Source organism: Bacillus sp. V2I10 (assembly GCF_030817055.1).
Lineage (GTDB): Bacteria > Bacillota > Bacilli > Bacillales > Bacillaceae > Bacillus_P.
The window spans coordinates 374816-399356 of sequence record NZ_JAUSYV010000001.1; the positions used below are offsets into that span (position 1 = coordinate 374816).

23 protein-coding genes and 1 tRNA gene are annotated in these 24541 nt (G+C 40.5%); 23 read left to right on the forward strand and 1 reads right to left on the reverse strand.

The window, feature by feature from the left end; genetic code table 11:
- Nucleotides 1-69 precede the first annotated feature (69 nt).
- The 6 genes from mnmG to QFZ72_RS02115 all read left to right on the forward strand — a co-directional run bounded on the left by mnmG (nucleotide 70) and on the right by QFZ72_RS02115 (nucleotide 6309).
- On the forward strand, nucleotides 70-1959 hold the full coding sequence (mnmG, locus tag QFZ72_RS02090) for a tRNA uridine-5-carboxymethylaminomethyl(34) synthesis enzyme MnmG (protein ID WP_307428799.1): 1890 nt from the start codon (nucleotides 70-72) through the stop codon (nucleotides 1957-1959).
- 24 nt (nucleotides 1960-1983) lie between these two features.
- Nucleotides 1984-2700, forward strand: a complete 717-nt coding sequence (gene rsmG / locus QFZ72_RS02095) for a 16S rRNA (guanine(527)-N(7))-methyltransferase RsmG (protein ID WP_307428802.1) — start codon at nucleotides 1984-1986, stop codon at nucleotides 2698-2700.
- Between the two features lie 96 nt (nucleotides 2701-2796).
- Entirely contained in the window at nucleotides 2797-3663 is an 867-nt protein-coding gene (gene noc, locus QFZ72_RS02100; protein WP_307428804.1) for a nucleoid occlusion protein, read from the forward strand.
- Nucleotides 3664-3833: 170 nt separating this feature from the next.
- Entirely contained in the window at nucleotides 3834-4595 is a 762-nt protein-coding gene (locus tag QFZ72_RS02105) for a ParA family protein (RefSeq protein ID WP_070878939.1), read from the forward strand.
- Nucleotides 4588-5442: a ParB/RepB/Spo0J family partition protein gene (locus tag QFZ72_RS02110; protein ID WP_307428809.1), complete on the forward strand. Its 855-nt coding sequence runs from the start codon at nucleotides 4588-4590 to the stop codon at nucleotides 5440-5442. Before QFZ72_RS02105 ends, QFZ72_RS02110 begins: the two co-directional genes overlap by 8 nt.
- A gap of 165 nt (nucleotides 5443-5607) precedes the next feature.
- Entirely contained in the window at nucleotides 5608-6309 is a 702-nt protein-coding gene (locus QFZ72_RS02115; RefSeq protein WP_307428811.1) for a DUF554 domain-containing protein, read from the forward strand.
- Here QFZ72_RS02115 and yyaC read toward each other — a convergent pair.
- A complete protein-coding gene (gene yyaC, locus QFZ72_RS02120) occupies nucleotides 6306-6929 on the reverse strand; it encodes a spore protease YyaC (protein ID WP_307428814.1) in 624 nt (207 codons plus the stop codon). The two genes, QFZ72_RS02115 and yyaC, sit on opposite strands and share 4 nt — an antisense overlap.
- A 179-nt stretch (nucleotides 6930-7108) precedes the next feature.
- Between yyaC and QFZ72_RS02125 the strand changes: the two genes are divergently transcribed.
- The 17 genes from QFZ72_RS02125 (at nucleotide 7109) to QFZ72_RS02205 (ending at nucleotide 24541) form a co-directional block, all read left to right on the forward strand.
- A complete protein-coding gene (locus QFZ72_RS02125) occupies nucleotides 7109-8002 on the forward strand; it encodes a mechanosensitive ion channel family protein (RefSeq protein WP_373464395.1) in 894 nt (297 codons plus the stop codon).
- Nucleotides 7999-8196 carry a DUF951 domain-containing protein gene (locus QFZ72_RS02130; RefSeq protein ID WP_307439547.1) on the forward strand — a complete coding sequence of 66 codons (198 nt, stop codon included), beginning with the start codon at nucleotides 7999-8001 and terminating at the stop codon, nucleotides 8194-8196. The genes QFZ72_RS02125 and QFZ72_RS02130 overlap by 4 nt, the downstream gene beginning before the upstream one ends.
- Before the next feature lie 222 nt (nucleotides 8197-8418).
- Nucleotides 8419-9519 (forward strand): redox-regulated ATPase YchF, encoded by a 1101-nt coding sequence (gene ychF / locus QFZ72_RS02135; RefSeq protein WP_191557523.1) that lies wholly within the window; start codon nucleotides 8419-8421, stop codon nucleotides 9517-9519.
- Nucleotides 9520-9631: 112 nt separating this feature from the next.
- Nucleotides 9632-9919, forward strand: a complete 288-nt coding sequence (rpsF, locus tag QFZ72_RS02140) for a 30S ribosomal protein S6 (RefSeq protein WP_252202942.1) — start codon at nucleotides 9632-9634, stop codon at nucleotides 9917-9919.
- Nucleotides 9920-9958: 39 nt separating this feature from the next.
- Nucleotides 9959-10492, forward strand: coding sequence for a single-stranded DNA-binding protein (gene ssb / locus QFZ72_RS02145; RefSeq protein WP_307428821.1), 534 nt, complete (start codon nucleotides 9959-9961; stop codon nucleotides 10490-10492).
- Between the two features lie 43 nt (nucleotides 10493-10535).
- Nucleotides 10536-10775: a 30S ribosomal protein S18 gene (gene rpsR / locus QFZ72_RS02150; RefSeq protein ID WP_223438823.1), complete on the forward strand. Its 240-nt coding sequence runs from the start codon at nucleotides 10536-10538 to the stop codon at nucleotides 10773-10775.
- A gap of 120 nt (nucleotides 10776-10895) precedes the next feature.
- Entirely contained in the window at nucleotides 10896-11825 is a 930-nt protein-coding gene (locus QFZ72_RS02155; RefSeq protein WP_307428825.1) for a YybS family protein, read from the forward strand.
- 94 nt (nucleotides 11826-11919) lie between these two features.
- Nucleotides 11920-13899: a DHH family phosphoesterase gene (locus tag QFZ72_RS02160; RefSeq protein WP_307428828.1), complete on the forward strand. Its 1980-nt coding sequence runs from the start codon at nucleotides 11920-11922 to the stop codon at nucleotides 13897-13899.
- Nucleotides 13896-14345: a 50S ribosomal protein L9 gene (gene rplI / locus QFZ72_RS02165; RefSeq protein ID WP_307428829.1), complete on the forward strand. Its 450-nt coding sequence runs from the start codon at nucleotides 13896-13898 to the stop codon at nucleotides 14343-14345. The genes QFZ72_RS02160 and rplI overlap by 4 nt, the downstream gene beginning before the upstream one ends.
- A 201-nt stretch (nucleotides 14346-14546) precedes the next feature.
- Nucleotides 14547-15911: a replicative DNA helicase gene (dnaB, locus tag QFZ72_RS02170; protein WP_070878898.1), complete on the forward strand. Its 1365-nt coding sequence runs from the start codon at nucleotides 14547-14549 to the stop codon at nucleotides 15909-15911.
- A 255-nt stretch (nucleotides 15912-16166) separates the two neighbouring features.
- Entirely contained in the window at nucleotides 16167-17453 is a 1287-nt protein-coding gene (locus QFZ72_RS02175; RefSeq protein ID WP_307428836.1) for an adenylosuccinate synthase, read from the forward strand.
- Between the two features lie 324 nt (nucleotides 17454-17777).
- Nucleotides 17778-17850 (forward strand) — tRNA-Phe (locus QFZ72_RS02180).
- Nucleotides 17851-18133: 283 nt separating this feature from the next.
- Nucleotides 18134-19588 carry a M23 family metallopeptidase gene (locus QFZ72_RS02185; protein ID WP_307428838.1) on the forward strand — a complete coding sequence of 485 codons (1455 nt, stop codon included), beginning with the start codon at nucleotides 18134-18136 and terminating at the stop codon, nucleotides 19586-19588.
- Nucleotides 19589-19857: 269 nt separating this feature from the next.
- Nucleotides 19858-20562 (forward strand): response regulator YycF, encoded by a 705-nt coding sequence (gene yycF / locus QFZ72_RS02190; RefSeq protein WP_252202932.1) that lies wholly within the window; start codon nucleotides 19858-19860, stop codon nucleotides 20560-20562.
- A 5-nt stretch (nucleotides 20563-20567) separates the two neighbouring features.
- Nucleotides 20568-22412, forward strand: coding sequence for a cell wall metabolism sensor histidine kinase WalK (gene walK / locus QFZ72_RS02195; protein ID WP_307428841.1), 1845 nt, complete (start codon nucleotides 20568-20570; stop codon nucleotides 22410-22412).
- A complete protein-coding gene (locus QFZ72_RS02200; RefSeq protein WP_307428843.1) occupies nucleotides 22402-23748 on the forward strand; it encodes a YycH family regulatory protein in 1347 nt (448 codons plus the stop codon). The genes walK and QFZ72_RS02200 overlap by 11 nt, the downstream gene beginning before the upstream one ends.
- Nucleotides 23735-24541: a two-component system regulatory protein YycI gene (locus QFZ72_RS02205; protein WP_307428845.1), complete on the forward strand. Its 807-nt coding sequence runs from the start codon at nucleotides 23735-23737 to the stop codon at nucleotides 24539-24541. Before QFZ72_RS02200 ends, QFZ72_RS02205 begins: the two co-directional genes overlap by 14 nt.

Here is a 24541-nt window from a genome sequence, read left to right on the forward strand (position 1 = left end):
AGAATCATGTACATTTTAACTTAGATTAAAAAATAGAAAAGTGCTTCATTCATAAAGGAGGTAAATACCATGGGATATCATGCAGGTGATTATGATGTAGTTGTCGTCGGTGCAGGTCATGCAGGGGTTGAGGCCGCCCTCGCTTCTGCGAGAATGGGTGCAAAAACGCTTGCTTTGACGATCAATCTTGATATGGTTGCTTTTATGCCTTGTAATCCATCAGTAGGTGGACCGGCAAAAGGAATCGTTGTGCGGGAAATCGATGCTTTGGGCGGAGAAATGGCTAAAAATATCGATAAAACACATATTCAAATGAGAATGCTGAATACAGGCAAAGGACCGGCTGTGCGTGCGCTGCGTGCTCAGGCGGATAAATTTACGTATCAGCATGAAATGAAAAAGACGATGGAAAATGAACGGAATCTTACAATGCTTCAAGGAATGGTAGACCGTCTTATTATTGAAGACGGAGAGTGCATGGGCGTTATTACTCAAACGGGTGCGGAATACCGTGCGAAAACAGTTGTTCTGACTACAGGTACATTTTTAAGAGGGAAAATTATTTTAGGTGAACTGCAATATTCAAGCGGACCTAATAACCAGCAGCCCTCTATAAAATTATCAGAGCATCTGCAGGAAATTGGACTTGACATGGTTCGTTTTAAAACGGGAACACCGCCGCGTGTAAACAGTCATTCGATTGATTACAGCAAAACAGAAATTCAGCCAGGTGACGACGTTCCCCGCGCTTTTTCCTATGAGACGACAAAATACATTACAGATCAGCTTCCATGCTGGCTGACTTACACAAGCGAAGAAACTCATAAAATTATCGACGATAATCTTCATCGTTCACCAATGTATTCGGGCATGATTAAAGGAACTGGACCGCGCTACTGTCCTTCAATCGAAGATAAGGTCGTCCGTTTTAATGATAAGCCGCGTCATCAGATTTTCCTTGAGCCAGAAGGCAGAAACACACAGGAAGTTTATGTGCAGGGATTATCAACAAGTCTTCCAGAGGATGTACAGCGAAGAATTCTAGCATCCATTCCCGGTCTTGAAAAAGTGGAAATGATGCGTGCAGGATATGCAATCGAATATGATGCCATCGTACCTACACAGCTATGGCCAACCCTTGAAACGAAAAAGGTTCCCGGCCTATTTACAGCCGGACAAATTAATGGTACATCTGGCTATGAAGAAGCAGCTGGACAAGGCTTAATGGCCGGAATTAATGCTGCCAGCAAAGCCCTTGGCAAAGAAGAAGTCATCTTAAGCCGTTCTGATGCTTATATCGGAGTATTAATAGATGATCTAGTCACAAAAGGTACAAACGAGCCTTATCGTTTATTGACTTCCAGAGCGGAATATCGCCTGCTTCTTCGCCATGATAATGCAGACTTGCGTTTAACGGATATTGGACGTAAGATTGGACTTATAAAAGAAGAACGCTACAAGACTTTCTTGCTTAAAAAAGAAGCGATTGAAGCAGAGAAAAAACGCTTGAATTCGGTTATAATCAAACCAAATGAGCAGACACAGGAATTAATCAGAAGAGCAGGCGGCAGTGAACTGAAGGACGGAATCCGTGCATCAGATCTTATGAAACGCCCTGAAATGAACTATGAGCATATTCATGCTCTTGCTCCTGCTGACGAAAATATTTCCGGAGAAATAGCCGAACAGGTTGAAATTCAGATTAAATATGAAGGTTATATTGAAAAGTCGCTTCAGCAGGTTGAAAAGCTGAAGAAAATGGAAAACAAAAGAATTCCAGAAAATATTGATTACGATGCTATTTCAGGTATTGCTTCTGAAGCTCGCCAGAAACTGAAAGAGGTCAGACCGCTTTCAATGGCACAGGCATCCCGTATTTCAGGGGTTAACCCTGCAGATATTTCCATCCTTCTCGTCTATTTGGAGCAAGGAAAAATAGCTCGTGTTTCAGGCGAATAAAAGCAGATCAGAAAGGTTTTGAGTATGGACATTTCTTTATTTAAATCCAGTCTTGAGGAAAAGGGAATCTCTCTTTCGTCAGAACAGCTGGAGCAATTTGAGACTTACTACGAATTGCTTGTAGAGTGGAATGAAAAAATGAATTTAACTTCGATTACAGATAAAAAAGAAGTTTATCTTAAGCATTTTTATGATTCTATTTCTGCTGCTTTCTATTTTGATTTTACAAAACCGTTATCTATTTGTGACGTAGGCGCAGGTGCAGGGTTTCCAAGTCTGCCGATTAAAATCTGCTTTCCGCATCTGAAAATTGCAATTGTGGATTCTCTTCAAAAGAGAATTACATTTTTAGATCATCTGACGAAATCACTAAACCTTTCAGGCGTATCTCTTTACCATGACAGAGCAGAAACGTTTGGAAAAAACAAAGCATTCAGAGAAACGTATGACGTTGTGACGGCAAGGGCCGTAGCGCGTCTATCTGTTTTGAGCGAGCTTTGCCTGCCCCTTGCTAAAACAGGCGGTCACTTCGTAGCAATGAAAGCCGCATCAGCTGAGGAAGAAATAATCAAAGCTGAAAAAGCAATCAGTACGCTTGGAGGCAAGGTGAAGGAAAAGTATGCCTTTGAGCTGCCGCTTGAGAAAAGTGAGCGCTCAATCATTATTATTCATAAACAAAAATCAACACCTGCTAAATATCCCCGCAAACCGGGTACGCCTAACAAACTTCCATTAGAATAGAAAAACATTCAGGTGAAAAGTTCGCTTAGCATGCAGGAATATAGAGAATTGAAAGAGAATTAATATGATGGCAGTTTCTAAAGGTGGTGTAGGCTCATGAAGCATCCATTCTCTCGTTTTTTCGGTTTGGGAGAAAAAGAAGATACAGCAGAAAAAACAGCAGTAATTGAAACAGAAGAGATTGATGATTCAGTATTTGATGAGGTAAAGAAGATTTCCGTGCAGGAAATCGTGCCTAATCGTTTTCAGCCCCGTACGGTTTTCGCGGATGAAAAAATTGAAGAATTATCGCTTACGATACGTACGCACGGGATTATTCAGCCGATTGTTGTACGTCAGGTTGATGGAAGATATGAAATTATTGCCGGGGAAAGACGGTATAGAGCGGTCCAAAAACTAGGATGGGAAACAATCCCAGCAATTGTGAAGGATTTCAACGACACAGAAACAGCTTCTGTTGCTTTAATTGAGAACCTTCAGCGCGAGGAACTTTCAGCGATTGAAGAAGCTGTTGCATATGCAAAGCTGCTGGAGCTTCACGATTTGACCCAAGAGGCCCTTGCCCAGCGTCTCGGCAAAGGACAGTCCACAATTGCCAATAAGCTTAGGCTTTTAAAGCTGCCTCAGGAAGTTCAGGATGCATTGCTCCAAAAGAAAATAACAGAGAGACATGCAAGAGCACTCATTCCTTTAAAAAAACCAGATCCGCAAATTACACTGCTCTCTGAAATCATTGAAAAGCAGTTAAATGTCAAACAAACAGAAGACCGCGTTGTCAAAATGCTTGAGAAAACCAGCCCAAAAGCAAAACCAAAACGTAAAGCATTCAGCCGGGATACCCGTATTGCGATGAATACCATCCGTCAATCGTTGACAATGGTAGCGGACACTGGCGTAAAAATAAATGCTGAAGAAGAAGAATTTGAAGAATACATTCAATTCACTATAAAAATTCCAAAGTAGCTCTCTGCAAATTCAGCAGAGGGCTTTTTCTTTTTGAAGTTTCATAGATTTCGAGATTTCCGGTCAAGGTGCATTTTTACAAATTGCAAAAAAGTTCAAACCATTGGGAAAGTTTCATGATAAAATAGAGAGCATGATAGAGTTCATGTTTAGTGAAAGCAGGTGACATTGTGGGGAAAATTATTGCCATTGCGAACCAGAAAGGCGGAGTCGGCAAAACGACAACTTCCGTTAATCTTGGTGCGTGCTTAGCATATATAGGAAAACGAGTTCTTCTCGTCGATGTTGACCCACAAGGAAATGCGACAAGTGGTATAGGAATAGAAAAAGCCGATGTTGAACATTGTGTTTATGATATTTTAGTTGATGATGTTGATGTAACAGAAGTCATTAAGCCAACTGCTGTCGAAAATTTGGATGCAATTCCGGCCACTATCCAGCTGGCAGGTGCCGAAATTGAACTTGTGCCAACCATTTCTAGAGAAGTCCGTCTGAAACGTGCGCTTGAAAAAGTAAAACATAATTATGACTATATGATTATTGACTGTCCTCCCTCTTTAGGATTGCTGACAATCAATGCTTTAACAGCTTCAGATGCCGTGCTTATTCCAGTTCAATGCGAGTATTATGCACTTGAAGGATTGAGTCAGCTGCTGAATACTGTGCGATTAGTTCAAAAACATTTAAATACCGATTTAATGATAGAAGGCGTTCTTTTAACAATGCTTGATGCACGAACCAATTTAGGAATTCAGGTTATTGAAGAAGTCAAAAAATATTTTCGCGACAAAGTATATAAAACAATTATCCCCAGAAACGTCCGTTTAAGCGAAGCACCAAGTCATGGACAGCCGATTATTATTTATGACCCGCGCTCAAGGGGCGCTGACGTATACTTAGAATTGGCAAAGGAAGTGGTTGTAAATGGCTAAAGGGTTAGGTAAAGGAATCAATGCTTTGTTTACGAATATGGAAGTAAGCAATGACGAAACACTGCAGGAAATTAAAATTAAAGATCTGCGTCCAAATCCCTATCAGCCCCGCAAAACATTTTTGCCAGGAGCGATTGAAGAACTGAAAGAGTCCATCCTTCAGCATGGTATCCTTCAGCCAATCATTGTGCGTAAGAGTATTAAAGGCTATGAGATTGTCGTAGGTGAGCGCCGTTTCCGTGCAGCGAAAGCAGCGGGCCTTCATGTTGTGCCAGCTGTCATCAGAGAGCTAACAGAGCAGCAGATGATGGAGCTTGCGCTTCTTGAAAATCTGCAGCGCGAAGACTTATCTCCAATCGAAGAAGCGGGAGCTTACCAGGCTTTGCTTGATCACTTGCATATTACACAAGAAGAGCTTGCAAGACGTCTAGGGAAAAGCAGACCGCATATAGCGAATCATCTAAGATTATTGTCTCTTCCTGAAACCATTCAAACTCTTATTTCTGAAGGAAAGATTTCAATGGGTCATGGCAGAACACTGCTCGGGCTGAAGAAAAAAGACAAGCTAAAAGCCTTAGCGGACAAAATCATGAAAGAACAGCTTAATGTCCGCCAAGTTGAGCTTCTTGTTCAGCAGCTAAACGAAAATGTTCCACGTGAAACGAAAAAGAATGCTGGCAGTCAGGACATTTTCATTAAAGAAAGAGAATCCTACTTGCGTGAGTATTTTGGCACTTCTGTTACGATTAAGCAACAGAAGAAAAAAGGAAAAATTGAAATTGAATTTTTTTCAAAAGAGGATCTGGAAAGAATTTTAGAGTTGCTTGAAGCTGAGCAATCATCTTAAGCGGCCATCTTGCAGCATAGATGGCTTCTTTTTATGTTTTGAAAAAAGCAGCTTCAGCACCTAACATCTCGGTCAGAAAGGATCCGCCATTTTCTGGCGGATCTCTGTCTGCCTGCCGAAGTTGACCAAGGGGCTTGCGCCTTATAAATAGAGAGAGGGATTAAAGTGGTATTATTAGGAAGTTTAGTAAATGCAGCTGGAATTATCATAGGTTCCCTATTAGGTTTATTGCTTCGCAGAATACCAGAATCTATGAAACAGACGGTTATGACTGGCATAGGTCTTTTTGTCATGATATTAGGCCTTGATATGGCACTGGAAAGTGAACAGCTGTTTATCGTGATTATCAGTCTTGTTTTTGGGGCGGTCATTGGAGAAGCCATTGATATTGAAAAGATGCTGCATCAGGTGGGACACTGGCTTGAGAAAAAACTGAGCAGAAATCAAACCGGGGATTTTGCACAAGGCTTTGTATCCGCTACCCTTATTTTTGTCATTGGTGCAATGGCAATTTTGGGATCACTTGATAGCGGATTGAGACAGGATCATGATATTTTGTACACAAAGTCGATGATTGATGGCTTTACGAGCATGGTTCTTTCAAGTACGCTTGGCATCGGTGTTCTTCTTTCAGCGGTTCCTGTTTTCATATATGAAGGAGGCATCGCTTTATTTGCGAATGTGATTCATCAGTATGTACCGGAATCTTTACTTGAGGATTTGATCTCAGAGATTACGGCTGTTGGCGGGATACTGATCTTTGCCATTGGAATCAATATGCTTGCTATAAAAGCCATTCGTGTAGCAAACCTGCTCCCAAGCCTGGCAGTTGTTGCAGTCATTATTGTTTTAATGAAATTTGTTTAATTGAAGTTTGCATCCTTAGCATGATCAAGCCAGGAGGTCTTCGTCTTTAAAGGGATTTTATTAAGTTCTATCTGCTGATCAGCCAGAATGATGCTTTCTGCAATAATAGAAGCCATTGTCATAACGAGATGCAGTCTTGTATTTTGCAATACAAAGAATTCCATAAACCCGCTGACGTTGACAATTCCATTAATGTGAATGTCTCCTACCTCGGGAAGCACCTTGTTTACACCTGCACCAGGCTTGATTGGACCTGATCCAACCTGAAATGTCCCCACACTTTTCAGTCTTCCCAAGCAGGCATCAATCGCAAGGATAAAAGGGTTATCGAACGTTCGTTCTATTTCTTGAATGGTTTCTTCAAGGTTGACTGCATGAACAGGATGCTTAAGTGTTCCGTAAACATGGAAATGCTTGAGATCAGCATCGATAAGCTTAGTGCCTACTAAAGGGCCTAAACAGTCACCGGTTGAGCGGTCTGTTCCAATACATAGGACAACGATGGGTTTCCGTACAGAAAGAAGGAGTTTTATTTCTGATGATAAATGTTCAGCCGCATGGTCATCTTCATAATAAATTCGGTCTCGCTGCGGTTTTAAAAAGCCAGATTTAAAATTCATCATTTCACTCCTTCAATATAGTAGTAACAGTATACGGAAGAATATAGAAATCTATACATATTTAAGAGATAATAAGAGTTTTTGCTAAGCACTGTAAATTGCTTAGAAAAGTTGTTAAAATAAAACCTATCTTTATGAATGCAGCGTGTAATTCTTTCTAAAGGAAAGGTTGATCTGATGTGGATTTTATAAATAAGCTTATAGATAAAATGGGTGCCTCTCTTCTAAACGAAGATCTCTGGCTGAACTTTGGACTAGGACTGCTGAAGATTATTGGCATTATGATCCTTTCAACGATCCTTATTCGAGTCGGAAATGCAGTCATTGGAAAATTTTTCTTACTGAGAACAAAGTCACCGCTCCGCATTTCAGAGCGGAGAGAAAATACGCTGGTCAAGCTGCTCGATAACATTTTAACGTACCTCGTTTATTTTGTTGCCCTGCTGATGATCCTTGAGACATTAAGCTTTGATGTAAAGGCTCTGCTCGCTGGAGCGGGAATTGTCGGGCTCGCAGTCGGATTCGGTGCACAAAATCTTGTCAGAGACATCATTACAGGATTCTTCATTATTTTTGAAGATCAGTTTTCAGTTGGTGACATGATTCGTGTCGGCCAATTTGAAGGAACCGTTGAAGAAATTGGACTTCGCACGACTAAGATCAAGAGCTGGACAGGAGAAATCAATATTCTGCCAAACGGAAATATTACGGAAGTGACTAATTTCTCCGTCAATAACAGCGTCGCTTTTGTAGATGTCAGTATTGCCTATGAAGGGGATATTCCAAAAGCGGAAAGAGTCATTGAAGATTTATTGCTCGAGCTGCCGGATAAGTATGAAGAAATGGTTGCACCGCCTGAATTGCTTGGCGTGCAAAACCTGGGACCATCGGAAGTTGTCTTGCGTGTAGTCAGTGAGGTCCTTCCTATGAAGCACTTTCACATATCGCGTGTGCTGAGAAAAGAAATTAAGATGAGACTTGATGAGCATGGCATTGAAATTCCATACCCTCGCATGGTCATGTATACAAGACAGGATGAAGGTGCTAAACAAAAGGAAAGGATGAGTGAATAGTGGACAAGGAATTTGGCATAAATGACGTTGTCGAAATGAAAAAACCTCATCCATGCGGTGTGAATCGCTGGAAAATCATTAGAATGGGCATGGATATCCGCATAAAATGCGAAGGCTGTGCTCACAGTGTGATGATTCCAAGAAGAGAATTTGCCCGGAAAATGAAAAAAAGATTAGTCAAGCATGAAGAATAACTGTTTTATGGCTTTAAATTGGTTTATTTAGGGAGAAAACCTTGATTTTCGTTTGGTTTTCCCCTTTTTTTAATGAGTAAAAATGAACTTTTACCATGAAAGACTTCCCCTCTTAAGCTTGTCATTTCATGCGTTAGTATCTATAATTGTTGAAGATTGGTTAGATAACAGTAAACGGATTAATCGATTATATATTGTTCATATAGAGGAGTGGAAATAACCATGGCTTTAACCGCTGGTATTGTTGGACTTCCGAACGTAGGGAAGTCAACGCTTTTTAACGCCATTACACAGGCTGGTGCTGAATCAGCAAACTACCCATTTTGTACAATTGACCCTAACGTAGGGATTGTAGAAGTGCCGGATGAGCGTCTTCAAAAGCTTACAGATCTTGTAAAACCAAAGAAAACAGTTCCTACTGCGTTTGAATTTACGGATATTGCAGGGATTGTTAAGGGTGCAAGTAAAGGAGAAGGACTTGGAAACAAGTTTCTTTCACATATTCGTCAAGTAGATGCCATTTGTCACGTTGTGCGCTGTTTTGCAGACGACAACATTACTCACGTTTCAGGAAAAGTAGATCCGATTGATGATGTTGAGACAATCAATCTTGAGTTGATTTTAGCGGATTTAGAGTCTGTAGACAAGCGTATTGAGCGTGTCGGCAAGCTTGCTAAGCAAAAAGATAAAGATGCTGTTTATGAGCACGAGGTTCTGTTAATGCTGAAAGATGCATTCGAAAACGACAAACCGGCCCGCTCTGTGGAATTCACAGATGAACAGATGAAAATTGTTAAGCATCTTCATTTGCTGACAAGCAAACCTGTTTTGTATGTAGCTAATGTCTCTGAAGATGAAGTGGCTGATGCTTCAAACAATGAATATGTAAAAGCAGTTCGCGAATTCGCTGCGAATGAAAAAGCTGAAGTCATTGTTGTATGTGCGAAGATTGAATCCGAAATTGCCGAACTTGATGGAGAGGAAAAAGAAATGTTCCTTGAAGAACTTGGCATTGAAGAATCAGGTCTTGATCAGCTTATTAAAGCTTCATACAATCTTCTAGGTCTTGCGACTTATTTTACAGCGGGTGTACAGGAAGTCCGCGCGTGGACTTTCAAAAAAGGAATGAAGGCTCCGCAGTGTGCCGGCGTTATTCACTCTGACTTCGAACGCGGATTTATCCGTGCTGAAACAGTTTCCTATGAAGATCTGCTGAATGCAGGAACAATGGGAGCTGCACGTGAAGCCGGGAAAGTGCGTTTAGAAGGAAAAGAGTACATCGTAAAAGATGGCGACGTTATCCATTTCCGTTTTAATGTTTAATTTGGTTGCCTAAAGTCGTTTTGTTTGCTATAATTTAAACTTGTGAGTAATTGAATTGTTTAATTGCTCCTTGCCCGTTTAGGGCCGTTTAGACCAAAAGGAGGTGTAAGAGATGAATAAATACGAAATCATGTATATCATCCGTCCAAACATTGAAGATGAGGCTAAAAAAGCTCTAGTTGAGCGTTTCAACACAATTTTAGCTGACAATGGTGCGGAAGTTGAAGAAACAAAAGAGTGGGGCAAACGTCGCCTTGCTTATGAAATCAACGATTTGCGTGACGGTTACTACATGCTTCTTCAAGTTGCATCAAAGCCGGAAGCTGTTCAAGAATTTGACCGCTTAGCGAAAATCAACGAAGACATCATGCGTCACATGGTAACTAGAAAAGAAGTGTAATTCATATAGATTAGATATCTTTAAAAAAGGATGATTCTGATGATGAATCGGGTTGTTTTAGTCGGCAGACTAACAAAAGATCCAGAACTGCGCTACACACCAGCTGGAGCTGCAGTTGCTACTTTTACATTAGCTGTAAACCGTTCCTTCACAAACCAGCAGGGTGAAAGAGAAGCGGACTTCATAAACTGTGTCGTATGGCGCCGTCCGGCAGAAAATGTTGCAAATTTCCTTAAAAAAGGAAGTTTGGCAGGAGTAGATGGACGTCTGCAATCACGCAGCTATGAAGACCAGACTGGCAAACGTGTTTATGTAACCGAAGTGGTTGCAGAAAGCGTACAGTTTCTTGAACCTAAAAGCGGCAGTGGAAACAGCGGCGGCGGTGGCGGAAACAACAATTATTATGGCGGCGGCCAAGGTGGACAAGGCGGTCAGCAAAATCCATTCAGCCAAAACCAAAATCAAAATCAAAATCAGAATCAGCGTAATCAAGGCCGTTCGAACTTTGATGACGATCCATTCGCTAATGATGGAAAGCCGATTGATATCTCTGATGATGACTTACCGTTTTAAAACATATAGTACGTGCATTTCATAATGGAAGGAGGAAAAAACTATGGCAGGCGGACGCAAAGGTGGACGTGCAAAACGTCGTAAAGTGTGCTACTTCACTGCACACGGAATCACTAACATCGATTACAAAGATGTAGATTTGCTTAAAAAATTCGTTTCTGAGCGTGGTAAAATCTTACCTCGTCGTGTAACAGGAACAAGCGCTAAATACCAACGTAAATTAACGATTGCTATTAAACGCTCTCGTCAAATGGCTTTACTTCCATACGTATCTGGCGAATAGTAAGATGAAAAAGGCAGTGAGGATTCCTTGCTGCTTTTTTATTTACTCTTTATCCAACCATTTGATTTGTCACACACGGTTCATTTAAAATAAGCTTGGAAGTATAAAAGAGGTGAAACAGTGAAACGGGTTAACATACTGACAGAAGGTGCGATATTACTTGCGCTCTTTACTGTATTAACATTAATGACACTTTATCTGCCGCTGTTTGGGGCATTTTTAATGGTCTTTTTGCCATTGCCGTTTATTCTTTATACGGTGAGACATGGGATTAAAGCTGCTGTCACTTTAATGGCCGCTTCTATCTTCATTACATTGATAGTTGGTTCTTTGTTTGCTTTGCCATTAACTTTAACATATGCCCTGAGCGGAATCGTGATGGGTTACTTTTATCAGAAGAGGCAAACGGCAGGCGCTTTGATCGGGGGCACAATTGCCTTTCTCATCAGCTTTGTCGTCATGTATGCAGCCTCTGTGGCATTTTTTCAAATCGATCCAATTGAAGAAGCGACAGGCAGCATGGACGAAACGATTGATATGGCAAAGTCAATGATGGCTGCAATTGGTCAGGAAGCAAATGAAGCAGCGATTAATCAATTAGAAGAACAAATGAAATATATAGGCTACTTAATTCCAAGTTTGCTTGTAAGTGTTTCATTTATCTTTGCCTTACTGTCTCATGCTGTAACCATTCCTGTTCTTAAAAGGCTGAAAATCCAGCTTGTGCCGCTAAAGCCATTCAGAGAGTGGAAGCTGCCGTCAAGCATTGTCTGGTATTACTTGATTGTCAGTTTTTTATTCTTTTTAAATTTGGATACAGGCAGCTTTCTATATATTGCTGCTGTAAATCTGCTGTTTGTTCTCCAGGTGCTGTTAGTGGTACAAGGCTTCTCTTTTATTTTCTTTTACTGTCATGTGAAAAATTATTCGAAAGCCATACCTGTTATAGCAATCATTCTTTCTTTGATTCTGCCGATCCTGATGTATCTTGTGCGAATCTTAGGTATAATTGATTTAGCTTTTAATTTGCGGGGCCGCGTGAAGAAATAGCACTAAGGCGCATAAACTAGATTCATACAGTGCGCAGAAGGAGTAAGCCGCTGTCTTACGTATGTTTCACTGTTGTTTGAGGAGCTGAAACAAAATGCCCAGTTTTTACGAAAAACCGTTTATCAGGTATCCCCTATTTGCATTAATTGGCCTGACTGTGATTGCCATCATTATCATCTTTTATTATCAATGGATGATTGGTGTTGCCGGAGTCTTTCTATTAGGTGCGATCTTATTTCTTTTAAAAATAGCCGATAAAAAGCTGAAGGTTGAATTGGAAACCTACATTTCGACTCTCTCTTACCGTCTGAAGCGGGTTGGCGAAGAAGCTTTAATGGAAATGCCTATAGGGATTATGCTTTTTAACGAACATTATCATATAGAATGGACTAATCCGTTTTTGACATCCTGTTTCCATGAAGACACATTGGTCGGCAGGTCCATGTATGATGTAGCCGAATCACTTGTGCCCCTTGTGAAGCAGGAAGTCGATACAGAAACCATAACTCTTCACGAACGGAAGTTTAAAGTAATCATCAAGCGCGAGGAAAGACTGCTGTACTTCTTTGATGTTACGGAGCAGATAGAAATTGAAAAGCAGTATGAGGATGAGCGGACCGTTCTTGCTCTTATTTTTCTTGATAATTACGATGAAGTCACTCAAGGTTTGGATGACCAGACGAAAAGCACAATTAATAGTCAAGTAACCTCCTTGCTGAATAAATGGGCAACAGACTACGGCATCTTTCTGAAAAGGACGTCATCAGAACGGTTTATGGCGATTCTCAATGAAAATATTTTAATAAAGCTTGAAAAAGGAAAGTTTTCCATTCTTGACGAAGTTAGGGAACAGACAACTGTTCAAAACATATCCCTTACACTGAGCATCGGTATAGGCTCAGGTGTGCCTTCTCTTACTGAGCTTGGGGATTTGGCTCAATCAAGTCTTGATCTCGCTTTAGGACGCGGTGGAGATCAGGTTGCCATTAAACAGACGAATGGAAAAGTGAAGTTTTATGGCGGCAAGACGAATCCGATGGAAAAAAGAACGAGAGTGCGTGCAAGAGTGATCTCGCATGCGCTGACTGAAATTATTTCAGAGAGTGACAAAGTCATCATTATGGGACATAAATACCCTGATATGGATGCGATAGGCTCAGCCATCGGCATTCTGAAAGTAGCTCAGGTAAATGAAAAGGAAGGCTTTATCGTTCTTGATCTAAACGAGATTGATACAGGCGTGCAGCGGCTGATTCAGGAAGTAAGGCAGCATTCTGATTTGTGGTCCCGTTTTATAACTAGAGAAGAAGCTTTGGAAATCTCTACAGATGACACAGTTCTGATTGTTGTGGATACTCATAAGCCTTCACTTGTCATCGATGAAAAGCTGCTGAATAAAGTGGACAACGTTGTGGTCATTGATCATCACCGCCGGGGGGAAGAGTTTATTAAGGATCCATTGCTGGTTTACATGGAGCCATATGCTTCTTCAACAGCAGAGCTTGTGACAGAACTCCTGGAATATCAGACCAAACGTCTGAAAATGAACATGATTGAAGCCACATCTTTGCTTGCGGGCATTATAGTCGATACTAAAAGCTTTACTCTCAGAACTGGTTCCCGTACATTTGATGCAGCTTCCTATTTAAGATCTAAAGGGGCTGACACGATTCTTGTGCAAAAATTTATGAGAGAAGATATTGATCATTATGTAAAGCGGTCAAAGATCATTCAAAATACCAACATGCTTAAAGATGGCATCGCCATTGCAAAATCAGATCCTGATTCAGAGGACTATTTCGATCAGGTCATCATTGCTCAAACAGCAGATACGCTCTTGGCAATGAGCGGTGTTGTGGCGTCATTCGTTCTTGCGAGAAGAAACGAGCACACAATCGGCATCAGTGCCCGTTCCCTTGGGGATATCAATGTGCAGTTGATCATGGAAGCTTTAGACGGCGGAGGTCACCTCACAAATGCGGCTACACAGCTTGAACATGTATCGCTGCTTGAAGCAGAAGAAAGATTAAAACATACGATCGAAGAGTATTTAGAAGGAGGAACTAAGTCGTGAAAGTTATTTTCTTAAAAGATGTAAAAGGTAAAGGGAAAAAAGGAGAAGTTAAAAATGTAGCTGACGGCTACGCACATAACTTTTTAATTAAGCAGGGACTTGCGATTGAAGCCAATCAGGCAGAAATCAGCAAGCTTCAAGGTCAAAAGAAAAAAGAAGAAAAAGAAGCGGCTGCAGAGCTTGCAAAATCGGTTGAACTAAAAGAAACGCTTGAAAACTTAACGGTTGAACTTAAGGCGAAATCAGGAGATGGCGGCCGTTTATTCGGATCCATTACAAGCAAGCAAATCGCTGATGAGCTTCTGAAATCACATGGCCATAAAGTTGATAAACGAAAAATTGACCTGCCGGATGCGATCCGTGCTTTAGGCTATACAAATGTACCTGTAAAACTGCATCCGGAGGTAACAGCAACTGTTAAAGTGCACGTAACAGAACAAAAATAATCAGTATAAAAAATGTGATGTGTGAATGGATGCTGCTTCTTTTCGCATCATCACATTTTTTCCTATTATAGAGAAGTATAACTTTTTGTTCATCCATGTCTAGCTGCAGCGCCTAACTCCTCGGTCAGAATGGATCTGCCTGCCGGAGCTGACCTTAGGCGCTCGCGCTTTTCTAATTAAATGATAAGGACGGTGATCATCATGAATGAAATGTTTGATGATCGGATTCCTCCACAAAATATTGAGGCGGAGCAAGCTGTACTCGGAGCGATTTTTCTAGAACCCGCATCTTTAATCACCGCTTCTGAAATTTTGATTCCAGAAGATTTTTACAGAGCATCTCATCAAAAGATTTACAATGTGATGCTGAAGCTTGCGGATAAAGGGGAGCCTGTTGACTTAGTAACAGTAACCTCTGAGCTTGCTGATGCCAATTTATTAGAGGAAATCGGCGGAGTATCTTATTTAAGTGATCTGGCAAATGCGGTTCCGACTGCTGCCAATATCGAATATTACGGTAGAATCGTAGAAGAGAAGTCGATTTTGCGGAGATTGATCCGAACAGCTACAACGATTGCTCAAGACGGTTATTCCCGTGAAGATGAAGTAGATGTTTTATTAAATGAAGCCGAGAAAAACATTATGGAGGTTTCACAGCGGAAAAACGCCGGAGCTTTCCAGAATATTAAAGATGTTCTTGTTCAAACGTACGATAACATTGAATTGCTCCACACAAGAAAAGGGGACATCACTGGAATTGCCACGGGCTTTACGGAGCTCGACAGAATGACAGCCGGTTTTCAGCGAAATGATCTGATTATTGTAGCTGCCCGTCCTTCTGTCGGTAAGACCGCTTTTGCCTTGAATATCGCGCAAAACGTGGCAACGAAAACAGATGAGAACGTTGCGATCTTCAGTCTCGAGATGGGGGCAGATCAGCTCGTCATGAGGATGCTTTGTGCGGAAGGCAACATTAATGCACAGAATTTGCGTACCGGCAACTTAACTCCGGAAGACTGGGGAAAGCTTACCATGGCGATGGGAAGCTTGTCGGATTCGGGTATATTTATAGATGATACTCCAGGCATCCGGGTAAGTGAAATCCGTGCAAAATGCCGCCGCCTCAAACAGGAAAGCGGTCTTGGGATGATTCTGATTGACTACCTGCAGCTGATTCAGGGAAGCGGACGAAATAAAGATAACCGCCAGCAGGAAGTATCTGAAATTTCACGGACACTTAAGTCCCTGGCAAGGGAATTAAAAGTGCCTGTTATCGCCCTATCACAGCTATCTCGCGGAGTTGAGCAGCGTCAGGACAAGCGTCCTATGATGTCAGATATCCGTGAATCAGGAAGTATCGAGCAGGATGCGGATATTGTTGCTTTCTTATATCGTGATGATTACTACGATAAGGAATCCGAAAATAAAAATATCATCGAAATCATCATTGCAAAACAGCGTAACGGTCCAGTCGGTACGGTCAGTCTTGCTTTCGTAAAAGAATACAATAAATTCGTAAACTTGGAACGGCGATTCGATGATGCCGGCGTTCCGCCAGGTGCTTAGGCTGTCTTCATAAAGACGGCTCTTTTTTTTGAAGACTTTAACCCTTTACCGTTAAGAATGAAACCCTTAATTAGGGGAACTCTATGTGAAGATGGTATGTTATTTTATTTTTTCAGGTCTTATTACGAACGAAATGAAATTGTAATCTCATTAACGTTCGTCTTTTCGTTGACTTGAGCTAAGTTTTCAGGTAAAATTAGCTTGTTTGATAGTGCGAAAAGAGAAAGAGTTGAAAAAAAACGGAGGTGCACATTAATGTCTTCAGTAGTAGTTGTTGGAACACAATGGGGAGATGAAGGTAAAGGAAAGATTACCGACTTCCTTTCAGAAAATGCAGAGGTTATCGCTCGTTATCAAGGCGGGAATAACGCTGGACATACGATTAAATTTAACGGTGAAACATATAAGCTCCACTTAATTCCATCAGGTATCTTTTACAGTGAAAAGACCTGTGTAATCGGCAATGGAATGGTAGTAGACCCGAAAGCTCTAATTACGGAGCTTGCTTATCTTCACGAGCGCGGAGTCAGCACAGACAATCTTCGCATCAGCAATCGAGCACATGTAATCCTTCCTTATCATTTAAAGCTTGATGAAGTAGAAGAAGAACGCAAAGGCGCCAATAAAATCGGTACAACGAAAAAAGGGATCGGCCCTGCTTACATGGACAAAGCAGCACGCGTAGGAATCCGCATCGCTGACTTATTAGACCGTGAAGCTTTTGAAGAAAAATTAACTAGAAACCTTGAAGAAAAGAACCGCATGCTTGAAAAGTACTACGAGACAGAAGGATTCACGATTGATGAAATCCTTGATGAGTACTATGAGTACGGTCAGCAGTTCAAGCAGTACGTTTGTGACACAGCTGTTGTATTGAACGATGCTCTTGACGGCGGCAGACGTGTATTATTTGAAGGTGCCCAGGGTGTTATGCTTGATATCGATCAGGGTACGTATCCATTTGTTACTTCTTCAAACCCGGTAGCGGGAGGAGTTACAATCGGTTCTGGTGTAGGACCAACGAAAATCAACCATGTTGTCGGTGTTTCTAAAGCATATACAACACGGGTTGGTGACGGCCCGTTCCCAACTGAACTTGATAATGAAATTGGCCATCAAATCCGTGAAGTCGGCCGTGAATACGGTACAACAACAGGCCGTGCACGCCGTGTAGGCTGGTTTGACAGCGTCGTTGTCCGTCATGCACGCCGCGTAAGCGGAATTACGGATTTATCATTAAACTCTATTGACGTATTAACTGGCATTGAAACATTGAAGATCTGTACAGCATACAAATACAAAGGTGAAATCATGGAATCTTTCCCTGCAAGCCTTAAAGTATTAGCTGATTGCGAGCCTGTCTATGAAGAGCTTCCAGGCTGGACAGAAGACATCACAGGCGTTCGCGACCTTGGTGAGCTTCCTCAAAATGCCCGCAATTACATCGAGCGTGTATCACAGCTTACAGGCATCCCTCTTTCAGTATTCTCAGTGGGCCCTGACAGAACACAAACAAACGTTGTAAGAAGCGTATATAGCTAAGCAGCTGATCGAAAGGGGCTAGCCTCCTTTCGATTTTTTTATAACTTGAGCGGCTGGAATTTGCAGTTAGGCCGATAAAAGGTCAAAACAGTCTGAAAGATTTTCAATATCAGCTGAAAAAATCAAAAAAACGGATGAAAGTTTTCCAGTTTCGGCTGTGAAAATTCTAAAATTGGCTATATGACATGATAAGTACTGCCAAATTAAATAATCTGCCGTTATTATTCGAAAATTTTCTTGTATTTCCGCAAACCTTGAATTATAATAATAAAGGTCCGGTAATAAACAGCGTTTTACATAACATTTTACCTCATACTTAAACATGGCTCGGTAGCTCAGTCGGTAGAGCAAAGGACTGAAAATCCTTGTGTCGGCGGTTCGATTCCGTCCCGAGCCACTCAAAAAAGACATGATCCTTTTAGGATGCATGTCTTTTTTATTTTTGTGCCTTTTTTGTCATGAAAAATTCTTCTTGTATGGGCATATATTTACAGGAAACAGTAAATTATGACACCAATAATACAGAAATGTTACATTTTTCAAAATCACTAGGTAATTGTCTGATAATATGCTAATTTAATATAGTGGTAAAAAAATAGAATTTTGTCGAAATAGAACTATTTGCTTATAAAATGATAGATAAAGTACTTAGCAGTGGTTAATTGGGAGGAAATTAAATCGTGTTTAAGCGCATAAATGGATTTGTTGGAAACAACGTTCAATATACAAAAAACAGCATAATGAAGAAGGCTTTTTTTAGTTTCGCAATGGCTTGCGGTCTGTCATTTGGCATTGGATCTGCATCTGCAGAAGAAAATCTTGAAACCGTTTATCATGTCTATTTAGGTGGAGATCTAGCAGGTACAGTAGACAGTCAGCAGTTAATTGATGACCTTTCAAAGCAGAAAATTGATGAGGCCAAAAAGAACTATAAAGATTATCAATTAACGGTTGAAGAAATTGAAATCATCCCTGAACAAATGTTTCGCCCTATTTCGAATAATGATGAAACGTTAAATAAACTGAATGCAGAACTTGATGTTGTGGCAGTAGCTGCTTCCATTAAAGTAGACGATAAAAACGTTGCTTACTTCAAAAACAAAGAAGAAGCCGAAAGCGTATTAAAAAAATTTAAAGGCAAATATGTTTCAGAGGAAGTTTTAAAGCAGCTGGATACGATGAAAAAATCCAACGTGCCTCTGCAGCCTATTAAAGAAAACCAATCACGTATATTAGACGTTTCCTTATCTGATAAAGTTTCAGTAACTGAAGAAAAAGTTTCTCCCGACAAGCTGATTACTGCTGAGGAAGGCATAAAACTTCTTGAAAAAGGAACTCTTGAAGAGAAAAAGCATAAAGTCAATGATACAGATGTACTCAGTAAAATAGCTGCTGAATATAAGCTTACATTAGAAGATTTGCTTGCACTGAATCCAAGCTTAAAAGATGAGGATATCATTAAGCCTGGAGACGAACTGAATGTAAAAGAATATAAACCATTTACAAATGTACTTGTAAAAGAAGAAGTATCAAAGAAAGAAGCGATTGCCTATGAAACAGAAGTGATTGAAGATTCTTCTATGTTCAAAGGCGACAAGAAAACGAAGCAAGAAGGTAAAGACGGTCAAAAGCTGTTAAATTATATTGTTTTTAAAGAAAATGGCAATGAAGTGAAACGTGAAACAACAAAAGATGAAACACTGACTGAACCAGTAAAAGAAATTATCGTCAAAGGCACGAAAGTTGTTCCTTCTCGCGGAAATGGATCATTAGCATGGCCAGCTGTAGGCGGTTATGTTTCAAGCAAGCTCGGAACCCGCTGGGGGAAAATGCATAAAGGGATAGATATTGCCCGTCCAAGCGATCGTACGATAAAAGCTGCAGACAATGGAAAAATCGTTTCAGCTGGAAACTCTGGAGCGTATGGAAATAAAGTAGAGATTGATCACGGCAATGGAATGAAAACTGTTTACGCCCATTTAGACTCTATTTCGGTTTCAGTAGGACAAACAGTATCTCAAGGCCAGAAAATCGGTGTGATGGGATCTACTGGACGTTCTACCGGTGTTCATTTGCACTTCGAAGTTTATCAAAATGGAAAATTGAAAAATCCGCTTGATTACGTGAAAAAATAACCTCTAGCTTTGCTAGAGGTTTTCCTCTTTTTAGCTCGGCAAAATGCCGAGTTTTTGTCTTCACTGAAAGAAATAAGGGTGAGGGTGAAATTTCAGTGAATTCATACGAGCTTCAGCTGTAAACCTCTTTTCGCACTTTCGCTGGTTCACCGCGGCACATTTAGGAAATAGCTAAAAAGAAATACGCTTTGAAAAGATGAATCTATTAGATAGAAGTGGTAAATTAAGAATAAGGAAAGAAACACCTTATATAAAAGGGGCGATTGGCCATGGAAAAGAAAATCTTAGTTGTTGATGATGAAAAGCCGATTGCAGACATTCTGCAATTTAACTTAAAAAAAGAGGGTTATGAAGTATTTTGTGCCTATGATGGAAATGAAGCATTGGAAATGGTAGAAGAAATTCAGCCTGATCTCATCCTTTTAGATATTATGCTCCCGAATAAAGATGGAATGGAAGTATGCCGTGAAGTCCGGAAAAAATACGAAATTCCAATTATCATGCTGACAGCAAAAGATTCTGAAATTGATAAAGTCCTTGGACTTGAACTGGGTGCAGATGACTATGTGACAAAACCGTTCAGCACCAGAGAGCTATTAGCTCGCGTAAAAGCCAATTTAAGAAGATTGCAGGCTCTTCCTCCAGAACAGCAAACAGATAAAAATGAAATTGAAATCGGTTCATTAACGATTCATCCTGATGCTTATGTCGTCTCTAAACGCGGTGAAACGATTGAGCTGACTCATCGTGAGTTTGAGCTGCTTCACTATTTGGCCAAACATATTGGACAAGTCATGACGCGCGAACACCTTCTTCAAACCGTTTGGGGCTATGATTATTTTGGTGACGTCCGTACTGTAGATGTAACTGTTCGCAGACTTAGGGAGAAAATCGAAGATAACCCGAGTCATCCGACTTGGATTGTGACACGAAGAGGTGTCGGGTATTACTTGCGAAACCCTGAACAGGAGTAGGTTTCATGAATAAAGTAGGTTTTTTTAGATCAATCCATTTTAAATTCGTAATGGTTTATGTGCTCCTGATCATGATTGCCATGCAAATCATTGGGGTCTATTTTGTACAGCAGCTTGAGAGATCTTTAACAGAAAACTTCAACACCTCCATTACACAAAGAATTAATTTCATTAATTACAGCATAGAACAGGAAATGACAAAAGAACGAACAGAAGATTCTACAGACACAATTCCGACACTAGAAGAGGATATCACGGCTATTTTAAAGGATTTTGCAAAGGATGAAATCCAGGAAATTAGAGTCATTGATAAAAATAGCCGCGTAATCGCTACATCAGATCCGAATAATAGTGATATTATCGGGAAACGGACGACGGAAGTTCTCATAAAACGGACGCTTGTATTCGAAAAGCCTGATGAAAAAGTCTATATTGAACGTGATACAAGCAGACGAGTATGGATTTCATCAACCCCTATTAAAAATATAGACCAAGAAACCATTGGTGCTCTTTACCTAGTCGCTTCCATGGAAGAAGTCTTTTCTCAAATGCGGGTGATTAATGGAATCCTGGCAACAGGGACAGGTATTTCCTTGGCAATTACCGCTATTCTGGGTGTATTCCTTGCACGTACTATTACAAGGCCAATGTCTGATATGAGAAAACAGGCGATTGAGCTTGCTAAGGGGAATTTCTCCAGAAAAGTTAGAGTATACGGCGAGGATGAAATTGGCCAGCTTGCAATCACGTTTAATAATCTGACAGATAAACTTGAAGAAGCACAGGCATCTACAGAAGGAGAACGCAAGAAGCTGGCATCTGTTATTGCGCATATGACAGATGGCGTCATCGCAACAAATCGAACTGGGGAAGTCATACTAGTTAACAATCCTGCCCTTGAAATGCTTAATGTTTCACGTGAAACCGTTTATGAGGTGCCAATTACTAAAATCCTTGGAATTGAAGATGAGTATACGTTTGATAGTTTGATTGAACAGCAGGACTCACTTATTTTAGATGCAAGTACTGAGGATAAGCCGTACATCCTGAGAGTAAACTTTTCAGTTATTCAAAAAGAGCAAAAACGGAATAATGGTCTGATTGCCGTTATTTATGATATTACTGAACAGGAAAAAATTGATGAGGAAAGACGTGAATTTGTAGCAAACGTATCTCATGAACTCAGAACACCGCTTACGACGATGAGAAGTTACTTAGAAGCACTTGCCGATGGAGCCTGGGAAGACAAAGAAATTGCTCCTCAATTTTTAAACGTCACTCAAAATGAGACAGAACGAATGATTCGTCTTGTTAATGATCTGCTGCAGCTTTCTAAGCTTGACAGCAAAGATTATCGCTTCAATAAAGAATGGATTAACTTTACCAATTTCTTTAATCAGATTATTGATCGCTTTGAGATGACAAAGGAACAGCACGTGACTTTTTTGCGTAAGCTGCCCGAGGAAAAACTTTATGTGGACATTGATCCTGATAAGATTACTCAAGTGCTGGATAACATTATTTCCAATGCTCTCAAATATTCACCAGAGGGCGGTCTGATAACTTTTAAGGCTGAAGTTCATGAGGATAAGCTTCAAATCAGCGTAACAGACCAGGGGATGGGAATTCCAAAAGGAACTGAGAACAAGATATTTGAGCGTTTTTACCGTGTAGACAAAGCGCGGACAAGAAAGCTCGGTGGAACAGGTCTCGGCCTTGCTATAGCAAAAGAGATGATCGGTGCGCATGACGGGGAAATATGGGCGAAAAGTGTGGAAGGCAAAGGGACAACTATCTTATTTACTCTTCCATTTACCCGGGATCAAGAGGATGATTGGGATGAATCGTGAACAAGCAAAAACAGTTATATTAGTGCTGCTGGTCTGCTCCAGTGTGTTTTTTACGTATAACCTGTGGACCTTTAAGCCTAACTATGACTTTATACAAAACAGCCAGTATTTGGAAAATGAACCTATCAGCCAAGAGAAAAAAGAGCCGGCCAATGTGATCCGTCCCTATCAGATGTTTGTCCATCAAAATGCCGAGCATTATGGGACGTTTAAAGCTGAACATATTGATTTCGTATGGAATCAGCTGAGAAACTGGAATATCAGTGAAGTGAAAAATGTCTCAAACCGATATACCTCTGATCAGCTTGATGAGTGGCTGAATGGAAAAAGTGAAACGAAAAAAATAGAATTTATTTTCAGTGACAAAATTCCGTTTGAAATTTTTCAATCTATCTTTCAATATAAATCGCAAAAAACAATCTACTCTTCTTTTGACCGGATTGTTCTGCCGCAGGGAAAAGCAAATCAGCCGCAAAAAATCATTTTCGTTTCTGTAGAGCAAAGACTGGTATATGAAGCATCGATCAGCAGCGAAAATGCAAAAAACTTCATTGCATCCATCATTGAAAAAAAGGAAAACTTGGACCATTACGTTTCAATAGATCTCCTAGAAGATAAGAACTTGCTTCTTCCAGAGGGCAAAATTGAATTGGATCAGAGGAAGTATATCATTGAATCCATTAACGGTGAGGATTTCAAACAAGCGCTCTTTACGAATCCAAGCTATGTAAGAAGAGAAATGAAGCCTACTCAGAACGTCTATACAGACGGAACAAGCTTACTGACCGTTTATCCAAGCCAGGAGAGATTAAGGTTTGTCAATCCGACCATTGATCCGAGCATGTTTATTGAACGGGGCAAAGCTATGAAACAAAGCATTGAGTTCTTAAACGATCATGGCGGCTGGACAGATGAGTATCAATTTTACAACATGGATCCTGACAGCCAGCTTGTCTCATTTCGTCTAATGGTAGACTTTATTCCCGTGTTTGAAAATAACACCAATACGTTTGGACCGACTGAAATTTCCATGCGCTGGGGCAATAACGAAATTGCGACATATTTGCGCCCTCTATACGGTTTGGATACAGGATTTGTTCGGAATGCAGTGAAAATGCCAAACAGCAAAGAAATCCTGACTCTGCTCGAGCAGATAAAGACCATTGAAAAAGAAAATGTGAAGCGGGTATTTCCTGCTTATGAAATGTCTGCAACTGCAGAGCCGAGAATAGTTGAACTTAAGCCGTATTGGTATGCAGAAACGTTGAGCGGCCAATTTATAAAGCTGCAAACTGGAAATGAAGCGCTTGGAGGTAAAAGTGATGGATTGGAGTAAGACGAAATCCATTTTTATACTGGCATTTCTCGTTCTGAATACATTTTTAGCGATTCAATATTTTAATATTATCATTACAAACAGCAGATATGACGTCATTCAAAAAGCAACGATTGAAGAACAGCTTGCAGCTGAGGGAATTACCTACGGCGAGCTTCCTAAGGGAAATGAAAAAGGGGCTTACATCACAGCTGAAAGCAAGGTTTTCTCAGAGGAAGAACTGAAGGCATTATCCAATCAGGAAATTCTTAATGTTGAAAATAACTTCACCGGATTAAAAGCAGAATTTGAAAAGCCGATTGGACTGCCTGAGACAAATACTCAAAGCAAATTGAATCAGATAGTCCGCGAGAACATTCTGTACGGAGATCAATATGTCTTATGGAAGACAGATAAAGTCGAAAATACGATCGTCTATATTCAAACATATAATGATAGAATGGTCTTTCAGGACCTTTCTACTGATCAAAACATCGGAATGCTGACCCTCTATTTAAATGATAAAAATCAGATTGTCAGCTATGAGCAGACAATGCTTGAAAATATTGAGGACCTGGAAGAAAGACAGGACACCCTCCCTGCCCTTAAGGCACTGGAGGCTCTCTACAATAAAAATGATTTAAAGCCAAACAGCAAAGTGACAGAGGTGCAATTTGGCTACTATACACCTTTTCCTTTATCAGGAGAACAGATTCTAGCGCCGACATGGCATATCGTGGTAAATGAGAAAGAAGATTATTATGTAAATGCATTAGAAGGACAAGTGATCCGTTCTAATGAAAAATTGGAGTGA